A 10,006-nucleotide genomic window follows, 5' to 3' on the forward strand; every position below is an offset into this window, starting at 1 on the left:
ATTCAAAGAGGAACATGTCATGAATCTAGGAGCATTGATTTCAGAAAGTCGTAATCCGGCCACGATGGAGCTGGATAAGCTCTCTACGCTCGAAATGTTGACCTGCTTTAATGATGAAGATCGCAAAGTGCCGGAGGCCATTCGTTTGGTGTTACCGGCTATCGCTCAAGCGGTAGATTTAGCCGCGGAGTCCTTAAAGCAAGGTGGGCGGCTCATTTATCTGGGGGCCGGTACCAGTGGTCGGCTCGGCGTGCTGGATGCTTCCGAATGCCCACCGACCTTTGGTGTGCCTCATGGCAGGGTGATTGGTCTAATTGCCGGTGGCCCGGGTGCTTTATTCAAAGCGGTGGAAGGTGCTGAGGATGATATCGCGCTCGGTGTGCGGGATCTGCAAGATTTAAAGCTGACGGCAACTGATATGGTGGTCGGGCTGGCAGCTTCTGGTCGCACGCCTTATGTCATCGGTGCGCTACGTTATGCCCGCCAACTTGGGTGCCCAACGGCGGCTATTTCTTGTAACCCAGACTCTCCTATCGCGCAAGAAGCTCAGGTTGCGATTTCACCGGTAGTAGGGCCGGAAGCCCTCACTGGTTCTACGCGTATGAAGTCGGGCACCGCGCAGAAGTTGGTACTGAATATGCTATCCACTGGGGCGATGGTGAGACTGGGTAAGGTTTATCAAAATCTGATGGTAGATGTGAAAGCGACTAACGTGAAGTTGGTTGATCGCGCTTGTCGTATTGTGGTTGAAGCCACCGGGGCCAGCCGTGCAGAGGCTGAAAATGCCTTATCACAAACCGAGTTTAACGTAAAACCAGCCATTTTGATGATTCTGAAAGGCGTGAGTGCCGAGCAGGCTCGCCAGGATCTACAGCAACATAATGGCTATTTGCGTGCAGCATTGTAAGACGCACCCTCAGGGGATTAGCACTCGTTGGTAATTGGCCTCGATGCCGCAGGCAAAGTGATGTTGTATTTAGTCGCGATGATTGTCACCATACTTGCAGGTTTCATATTTAACTGGTTTATGGGATTCAATGATCCTGAGGAGTAACGTTTGAGCGCAGAGCAGGCCACATCGACCTTTGAGCAAACTGACAGTAACCGCGAGGGGACGGCCGAGGCATTATCAGAAAACGCCAAACGCATTGTCTTCTTTGATCTGGATGGCACGTTGCATCAACAGGACATGTTTGGCAGTTTTTTGCGTTTTTTGTTGCGACATTTACCGCTAAATCTGTTGCTGGTGGTCCCATTATTGCCGGTGATTGGGCTGGGATTGCTGCAGGGCGGTCGTTGCGCTCGTTGGCCAATGAGCCTGTTACTGTGGGCGATAACCTTCGGTCGGCGCGAAGCGCATTTGAAAGATTTGGAATTACGTTTTGTGAATGATTTTCGCCAAAAAGTTACCGAATTTCCCGTGGTCGTGATGCGTTTGCGCCAATATCTGGAGAGCCATGACGCACAGGTATGGTTGATAACTGGCTCGCCGCAACGGCTGGTGGAACAGGTTTATCATGATTCGGCGTTTATTCACCGTTTGCGGTTGGTCGGTAGCCGCATGGCGCGGCGTAATGGCGGCTGGGTGCTACCTCTGCGCTGTTTGGGGCCAGAGAAAGTGGTGCAACTGGAACAGCGTTTGGGATCGCCGCTGAAACTTTATAGCGGATACTCGGACAGTAAGCAGGATAACCCGCTATTGTATTTTTGCGAGCATCGCTGGCGGGTCAGTAAAAGCGGCGAATTACAGCAATTAGAATAAACGCCCATTGCAGTCATTCGCCATTTTAAGTGGTTTTGGCTCTAGTGTGTGACGTCATTATCATGGTGGCCGAGCCGCCATATTCGTTCGGCATGCCGGCCCAGTAACCACAAGCTAATGCCGAGCAGCAGGAAGAAGATAGTTTTCGGCATCGCATCCCAGAAGAACTCAAAGAAACGGGTATACAAGTTGATGGCCAAAAATGTCAGGCCGAAGCCGCGCAACATGGCATCATCTCGTTTTAGTCCCAGCCAAATAGCGACGCTGGCGGCAATGGCAAACAATAGACTCCAATGCAGTAACTCTATCTGGCGCACCTGATACCAATAGTCCAGGTCACCGTAATTGCCAAAAATAGACAATAACCACAGGGCAATAAACAGATAAAGCAGCCCCATCGCCTGTGACACCCGATCTAGCCGACGTTGTGCCAACTGCGGTTGCAACACCAGTGCCGCTGCACAAAGTAGCAGGCCAAAAGCAATAAAGCGTATCGGGTAGCTCATTCCCAGCCAGTAGGCGCCCCAACCGGACAAATAGCCAGTTTCTGCCCCAAACGCATTACCCAGTGACAGCAAGGCAAATAGCCATACTAATGGCGCACGACCAAACCAGCCCACCACACCATAGATGACGGTACCCAACAGCAGTAATACTGAGATGCGACCACTACCATTATCCAGCCACTCACCGAGTTGGCCGATGGCGGCTGCGGTAAATATTACGCCGAGAAAGAGTACGGCTTCATTACTGTAAATCTTACTGGGATCTCGCCGGCGGCGGTTAAAGCCCCAGCCGTAAAATGCGGCGGCCAATATCGCCGTGACCACCACCCGCACCGGGGGATCAAAGCGGAAAAACTGGCTTATCCAGTTGAGTAAGAAAGTATCAGCCATCAGGCTGCCAATGGCGATAACCAGCGAAGCCAGTGCGGCAAGAAAGGCGTAACCGGCTAATCTGCGCCAGTCAAACGGTTGAACATCAATATTCTGTAACAGACGTTGATGCTCTTCCTCAGGGATAACGCCTTCACTGGCCCATCCATTCAGGGTTTTACGTACTACCGCGGCATTTTTCTTGCTGAGCTTCATGTAGCTGGCTTCCATATGCTGATAATTTATATCAGGAATGATTTATATCCTGCCGGAACATTAACCGATCATTATGGACTGAGCTACTTTATATTGGAGATAGCGGGTATAGCGGTTGTCGCTGGCTGTGTATAATGCACGCCGCCAAAGTACCAGAGAGGTTAATGTGTCTGCTGATAAAAGTTTGTTTTCTGAATTTGATTTACCTGCTGAATACAGTGATGAGTACTGGATGCTACGGGCGTTGACGCTGGCTCTGCGGGCACAAGAAGAGGGAGAAGTCCCGGTTGGCGCGGTGTTAGTGCTGGGCAACCAGGTGATTGGCGAAGGGTGGAATAAGTCTATTCGCGATAACGACCCTACCGCTCATGCAGAAATCATGGCGCTACGGCAAGGCGGGCAGGTGGTGCAGAACTATCGTCTGCTGGAAGCCACGCTATATGTGACGCTGGAGCCATGCGTAATGTGTGCCGGAGCCATGATACACAGCCGGATCCGTCGCTTGGTCTATGGGGCCAATGATTTAAAAACCGGTGCTGCCGGTTCGCTGGTGGATATCTTGCGCCATCCGGGGATGAATCATCAAATAGAGGTCAGTGCCGGGGTACTGGCACAGACGTGTTCCCACCAATTAAGTGCTTTTTTCCGCCTACGACGTGAGCAGCAAAAGGCGTTGAAACTCGCGCGGCAGCCATGATTCGGCCCATCCGTGGGCCTTGCGACTAGGATGCGGTGGTTGGCAGTATCTTGAAATCTATTAGGTAGTTACGTGTTTTCGCATCATGTTAGTTATTGATTGACCAGCCTGGGCCGACAACCGGATAAGCTTTACCCAGTTCAGCTTCGATAGCGGCATGTTGGGCTGCTTTTTTCTCTCTTTCCTGCAAATATCCCACCAGACTGACCTGATAACGACGGATGTTTTCGACATAGTTATAAGCCTCATGGCCACGGGCGTAGCCATAAGTGGTACTTGGGTAGTAGCGCTTTTGACTCAACATCGGTAGGCGCATTTTTACATCAACCCAACTGTCTGGATTACCATTCTGATTTTTAGTCAGGCGACGAGCATCCAGCATATGACCATAACCCAGATTATAGGCAGCCAGCGCGAACCAAATGCGCTCATCTTCTGGAATACTCTCCGGCACTTTTTGCATTAACCGCTGCAAGTAAATGGAGCCACCTTTAATACTCTCCTCAGGATCAACCCGGTCTTTAACCCCTAAACCATTTGCTGTGGCGCGGGTTAGCATCATTAACCCCCGCACGCCAGTCGGTGAGGTGGCTTGTGGGTTCCAATGGGATTCCTGATAAGCAATTGCCGCCAGCAGTTTCCAGTCAATTTCCCCGGCATGTTTTTCAAACAAGGATTGGAAAGAGGGCAACACACTGTCGATGGCTGACAGGAATGTTTTGGTATCGACATAATCAAAGCTACCGACATGGCCGAGATATTTTTCCTCCAGCCGCGCCAGACTACCGTCTTCAACCATCTCGCTGTAGAAATCGAGCATGGCGGCATACAGGCTATCATCGTCCCCCTTCTGGAAATACCAGGTTACTGGCTCTTCATCCGTAACATCAAAGGCAACCGCTAATTGCGGATGGATGCGTTGCAGTAGGGCAATGGTCACCGAATCACCCAGGGTATAGTCAAGTTTGCCGTCCGCGACCTGTTCCAGTAACTCTTTGCCAGAACGATCAACGGATGATCCCCAGTTAAGATCGGGATATTTGCTCTGCTTAAGTTGTTTGAGGGTGGTCATATGGGCTGATCCAGAGGCGACAATCAATTGGCCCTTCAGATCACTGAATGATTTTGGCCGTGGTTTACCCAATCGGTATACTAACTGTTGCGAGACTGAATAATAGGCAGGGCCGGTACGCGCCCGATTAAGACGCTCACGGTTATAAATTAGCCCGGCAGCCAGCATGTCTGCATCATCGTTATCAAGTGCATCAAACAAGTCATCAATATTATGATGAGGGGTAATGACGAGCTTAACCCCCAGATAGTCCGCAAAACGGTTGGCTAGCTCATAGTCAAGACCGGAAGGGCCATCCTTTCCGGTAAAGTAGATAAGTGGTGAGCTAATCGTGCTAACACGTAGCTCGCCACGGGCTTTTATACGGTCTAGTTGTCCTTCTTGACTACTGCGCCAGGGAATATTGGGCCACAGCGCGAGGGCCAGAAGTAAGGCAACTACACCGATAACAAAGTAATTTAATTTTATGCGCGTCAAATAGTTATCTCTCGGCAGCGCTCTTTATCTGTGTGTTGTGAAGTAAGAATCGACATGGTTAAAACCCCAGTGGAGTGGCATTTTGCGCAACAAATCGTCAGTGTGCAACTTTATTGCGAGCTTATTTATTCAGTATTGGTGTTCTATAGATAACGACAATTTCTGACTCAATTATTAATAATAGCTACGCAAACGGTTTCGTCGGAGGCGTAGATTCACTATAATGCCCGCGTTTTCCCCTGTTTTGCGCCAATAAATGCTGCGCCCAATGAAGTGCTGTTCCAGTCGCTTCGAAGAGAGAGAAACTTAGATTATGGAAATACTGCGTGGTTCGCCCGCTTTGTCGGCTTTTCGTATTACCAAACTGCTGTCCCGTTGCCTGGATGCTCACCTTTTGGTGAGTGATATCTACGCCGAATATGTTCACTTTGCCGATGTTAGCGCTCCGTTAAGTGCTGATGAACACGCCAGGCTCCAACGGCTGCTTAAGTATGGACCCTCTCTCCCTGAACACGCGCCAGAAGGGCGTTTGTTACTGGTTACGCCAAGGCCGGGGACCATTTCTCCGTGGTCTTCCAAAGCGACGGATATTGCGCACAACTGTGCGTTGCCACAGGTTCTGCGTCTGGAACGTGGCCTGGCTTTCTATATTCAAGGCCCAGACCTGAATGAAAGCCAATGGCAACAATTGTCGGCGCTGCTGCATGACCGCATGATGGAAACGGTATTCACCGATTTGCAGCAAGCAGAGCAGTTATTCTCTCATCATCAACCCGCCCCAGTACAACGGGTGGATATCTTGGCGCAGGGCCGCAGTGCACTGGAGCTGGCTAATATTAAGCTGGGCCTGGCTCTTGCTCCAGATGAAATTGACTATTTGCTGGCCGCCTTTACCGGTCTGGGGCGTAACCCGACCGATATTGAGCTGTATATGTTTGCTCAGGCAAACTCTGAGCATTGTCGGCATAAAATCTTTAATGCAGATTGGATAATTGACGGTGTTTCTCAGCCTAAAACACTGTTTAAAATGATCAAAAATACCTTTGAACACACACCGGATTACGTATTGTCAGCCTATAAAGACAATGCGGCGGTGATGGAAGGTTCTCAGGTCGGGCGCTTCTTTGCTGCACCTGATAATGGCGTTTATGATTACCATCAGGAAGCGGCGCATATCCTGATGAAAGTAGAAACTCATAACCACCCGACGGCAATTTCACCCTGGCCGGGTGCTGCTACCGGGTCTGGTGGCGAAATCCGTGATGAAGGTGCTACCGGGCGTGGTGCTAAACCTAAAGCCGGTTTGGTGGGTTTCTCTGTTTCTAACCTGCGTATTCCCGGTTTTGAACAACCGTGGGAAGAGAATTTCGGTAAGCCGGATCGTATTGTGACTGCGCTGGATATCATGACCGAAGGTCCACTGGGCGGCGCGGCCTTTAACAACGAATTTGGCCGTCCGGCGCTGCTGGGCTACTTCCGTACTTATGAAGAGCGTGTCAACAGTCATAACGGCACTGAGTTACGTGGCTACCACAAGCCGATCATGTTGGCTGGTGGCATCGGTAATATTCGGGCCGACCATGTACAAAAAGGCGAGATAACGGTCGGTGCCAAGCTGGTGGTGCTCGGCGGCCCGTCGATGAATATCGGTCTGGGTGGCGGCGCGGCCTCTTCCATGGCATCGGGTCAGTCAGATGCGGATCTGGATTTTGCTTCGGTACAACGTGATAACCCGGAAATGGAACGCCGCTGTCAGGAAGTGATTGACCGTTGCTGGCAGTTAGGTGACCACAACCCGATTCTATTTATTCATGACGTCGGTGCAGGCGGTTTGTCTAATGCCATGCCAGAACTGGTCAGTGATGGTGGTCGTGGCGGCCGTTTTGAGCTGCGTGACATCCTCAATGATGAGCCGGGCATGAGCCCGCTGGAAGTGTGGTGTAACGAGTCTCAGGAGCGTTATGTTCTGGCTGTTGCCCCCGCGCAGATGGCTCAGTTTGATGAAATTTGTCGCCGTGAACGTGCGCCCTATGCCGTTATAGGTGAAGCCACTGAAGAAAAACATCTGACACTGAATGACCGCCACTTCGATAATCAACCAATTGACATGCCTTTGGATGTCTTGCTGGGTAAAACGCCGAAGATGCTGCGTGATGTCACCCGCCTTCAGGCACTGGGTGATGCATTGCAACGTGCTGAGATAAGCATCGCTGATGCGGTCAAACGGGTGATGCATTTACCGGCAGTGGCAGAGAAAACCTTCTTGATTACCATCGGTGACCGTAGTGTGACCGGCATGGTGACACGTGATCAAATGGTTGGCCCGTGGCAGATTCCGGTGGCCGACTGTGCGGTTACCAGTGCCAGTCTGGACAGCTACTATGGTGAAGCGATGTCATTGGGTGAACGTGCGCCAGTGGCATTGCTGGACTTTGCCGCCTCAGCCCGCCTGGCGGTAGGCGAAGCACTGACCAATATCGCGGCCACTCAGATTGGTGAGCTAAAGCGCATTAAACTGTCAGCTAACTGGATGTCAGCAGCCGGTCATCCGGGTGAAGATGCCGGTTTGTACGAGGCGGTGCGTGCGGTGGGCGAAGAGCTATGTCCTGCGCTGGAGATTACCATCCCGGTGGGCAAAGACTCCATGTCGATGAAAACTCGCTGGCAGGAAGGTGATGAGCAGCGCGAAATGACCTCGCCGCTCTCTCTGGTCATTACTGCTTTCGCCCGTATCGAAGATGTTCGCCATACGGTGACACCACAGCTACGCACTGATAAAGGCGATAACGCGCTGTTACTGATTGATTTAGGTGCCGGCCACAATGCTCTGGGTGCAACTGCCCTGACGCAAGTCTACCGCCAGTTAGGTGATAAACCTGCTGATGTGCGCGATGTACAGCAACTGGCTGGTTTCTTTAATGCGATGCAGCACTTAGTGGCCTCTCAGGCATTACTGGCCTATCACGATCGCTCTGACGGCGGCTTACTGGTGACACTGGCTGAAATGGCCTTTGCCGGTCACTGTGGGGTGCAGGTTGATATTCACACCTTGGGTGATGACGCGCTGGCGGCGCTGTTTAATGAAGAGCTGGGAGCAGTGATTCAGGTACGTGCTGAACAGCGTGCTGAGGTGGAAAAAGTTCTGGCAGACCACGGTCTGGCAAACTGTATTCACTATCTGGGCCGTGCTGTTGAGGGTGATAGCTTCGATATTCGCAGTGGCACTGAGGTGGTATACCGCGAGAAACGCAGTACTCTGCGCTTGTGGTGGGCAGAAACTACCTGGCAAATGCAGCGCCTGCGTGATAACCCTGATTGTGCTGATCAAGAGCATCAAGCGAAACAGGTTGAAACTGATCCGGGCCTGAATGTCCAACTGACCTTTGATCCCGCAGAAGATATTGCCGCACCTTATATCATCAAACAGGTACGGCCAAGAGTGGCAGTCTTGCGTGAGCAGGGGGTTAACTCCCACGTTGAAATGGCAGCTGCCTTCCATCGTGCTGGTTTTGATGCAATCGACGTGCACATGAGTGACCTGCTGGCTGGCCGAACTGATTTGCAATCGTTCCAGACCTTAGTGGCCTGTGGTGGTTTCTCTTACGGTGATGTGCTGGGCGCGGGTGAAGGTTGGGCAAAATCGATACTGTTTAACAACCGGGTTCGTGATGAGTTTGAAGCTTTCTTCCATCGCCCAGAAACATTGGCATTGGGGGTCTGCAACGGTTGTCAGATGATGTCTAATCTGCGTGAACTTATTCCGGGAGCCGAACATTGGCCACGCTTTGTCCGCAACCTGTCTGATCGCTTTGAAGCGCGCTTCAGTTTGGTTGAAGTGGCCAATAGTCCATCACTGTTTATGCAAGAGATGGCCGGATCTCGCCTGCCAATTGCTGTTTCTCACGGTGAAGGGCGAGTCGAAGTGCGTGATGCGGCCCATCTGGCGCTGCTTGAGCAGAACAATCTGGTGGCATTGCGCTTTGTGAATAATCAGGGTGAGGTGACCGAGGTTTATCCGGCTAACCCAAATGGTTCTGCTAACGGTATCACTGCGGTGACGAGTGCCAGTGGACGGGCAACGGTGATGATGCCACACCCAGAGCGGGTCTTCCGCACCGTCAGTAACTCCTGGCATCCAGAAGAGTGGGGCGAAGATAGCCCGTGGATGCGTATGTTCCGTAATGCGCGTAAGCAATTGGGTTAAGTGAATCGGCTTTGATTGTGATAACAGGGGCATCAGTTGATGCCCCTTTTTTACGCATGCTGATAAGGGTTTAAGATATATTCATTTATCTTTTATAACTTGAGTCATACCCAGTGGTCTGATTCGCTAGTGTCATATGAAAGGTTTTGCTAGAAATCTGGTGGTTGGTCGCCAATCCTGTAACAACCAATCGATAGTTTCCAGGTGGCAAGTTCACTAAAAACAAGGTCATATTCTTAGAGCGATTATCGATAAGTGTCGCGGTCTGTGTTTTCTCATCATCATATTGATCATAGAGATAGGTCGTAATTAGTAGGTGATCAAGCGTTGTTACCGTCATCGGTATCTCAGCCAAACTGTTTTCGAGCCAATAATGTGTTTGCACGCCATGTACGGAAAAATTATCAGTGAGAATATGACTATTATTTATCAGTATTGGTTTTACCCGTAAATCTTCAAGGGTTATGGGTTGTGCCATTGCAGATAAATTGATCAACATAATGTTGGCGAGAATCATAAGACTGATTTTCATATGAGTACCTTCCTAATGATAAGTTGTGAAACTCCAAGGCAGATACCTGTAAATCACCTTATGGGCATAAACAATTGCCAGTGTTTTCTTTTGCTGCATTTTGGCGGTTTCTTGTCGGTACCTGAGTCTGGTAATCAACGTGGCTCATTCTTGTAAATTATTAAACATCAT

General features: G+C 50.6%; 7 protein-coding genes and 1 pseudogene. 5 read left to right on the forward strand and 3 right to left on the reverse strand.

The features are described 5' to 3' along the window. The first annotated feature begins 19 nt into the window (after nucleotides 1-19). The 3 genes and pseudogenes from murQ to yfhb all read left to right on the forward strand — a co-directional run bounded on the left by murQ (nucleotide 20) and on the right by yfhb (nucleotide 1,762). Nucleotides 20-907: an N-acetylmuramic acid 6-phosphate etherase gene (murQ, locus tag V2A85_RS19070; RefSeq protein WP_372559694.1), complete on the forward strand. Its 888-nt coding sequence runs from the start codon at nucleotides 20-22 to the stop codon at nucleotides 905-907. Nucleotides 908-958: 51 nt separating this feature from the next. After that, nucleotides 959-1,054: pseudogene (locus V2A85_RS19075) on the forward strand (PTS N-acetylmuramic acid IIB subunit / PTS N-acetylmuramic acid IIC subunit); the annotation flags it as partial. A gap of 3 nt (nucleotides 1,055-1,057) precedes the next feature. Then, on the forward strand, nucleotides 1,058-1,762 hold the full coding sequence (gene yfhb, locus V2A85_RS19080; RefSeq protein ID WP_193784796.1) for a phosphatidylglycerophosphatase C: 705 nt from the start codon (nucleotides 1,058-1,060) through the stop codon (nucleotides 1,760-1,762). Between the two features lie 41 nt (nucleotides 1,763-1,803). On the opposite strand, the gene V2A85_RS19085 is transcribed toward yfhb, so the two are convergent. Next, the gene (locus V2A85_RS19085; protein ID WP_372559693.1) at nucleotides 1,804-2,853 is read right to left on the reverse strand and encodes a DUF2157 domain-containing protein; all 1,050 of its coding nucleotides are present in this window, start codon (nucleotides 2,851-2,853) and stop codon (nucleotides 1,804-1,806) included. A 127-nt stretch (nucleotides 2,854-2,980) separates the two neighbouring features. Here V2A85_RS19085 and tadA point away from each other — a divergent pair, with 127 nt between their 5' ends. Further along, nucleotides 2,981-3,550, forward strand: coding sequence for a tRNA adenosine(34) deaminase TadA (gene tadA, locus V2A85_RS19090; protein WP_372559692.1), 570 nt, complete (start codon nucleotides 2,981-2,983; stop codon nucleotides 3,548-3,550). A gap of 88 nt (nucleotides 3,551-3,638) precedes the next feature. Here the strand turns inward: tadA and mltF are convergent, their stop codons facing one another. Beyond that, entirely contained in the window at nucleotides 3,639-5,099 is a 1,461-nt protein-coding gene (gene mltF / locus V2A85_RS19095; protein ID WP_372559691.1) for a membrane-bound lytic murein transglycosylase MltF, read from the reverse strand. A 313-nt stretch (nucleotides 5,100-5,412) separates the two neighbouring features. Between mltF and purL the strand changes: the two genes are divergently transcribed. Beyond that, a complete protein-coding gene (gene purL, locus V2A85_RS19100) occupies nucleotides 5,413-9,303 on the forward strand; it encodes a phosphoribosylformylglycinamidine synthase (RefSeq protein ID WP_420072106.1) in 3,891 nt (1,296 codons plus the stop codon). Between the two features lie 85 nt (nucleotides 9,304-9,388). Here purL and V2A85_RS19105 read toward each other — a convergent pair whose 3' ends face one another. After that, on the reverse strand, nucleotides 9,389-9,835 hold the full coding sequence (locus tag V2A85_RS19105; protein ID WP_372559689.1) for a hypothetical protein: 447 nt from the start codon (nucleotides 9,833-9,835) through the stop codon (nucleotides 9,389-9,391). Nucleotides 9,836-10,006: the final 171 nt, after the last annotated feature.

Source organism: Yersinia sp. 1252 StPb PI, assembly GCF_048593885.1.
Taxonomy (GTDB): domain Bacteria; phylum Pseudomonadota; class Gammaproteobacteria; order Enterobacterales; family Enterobacteriaceae; genus Yersinia; species Yersinia enterocolitica_E.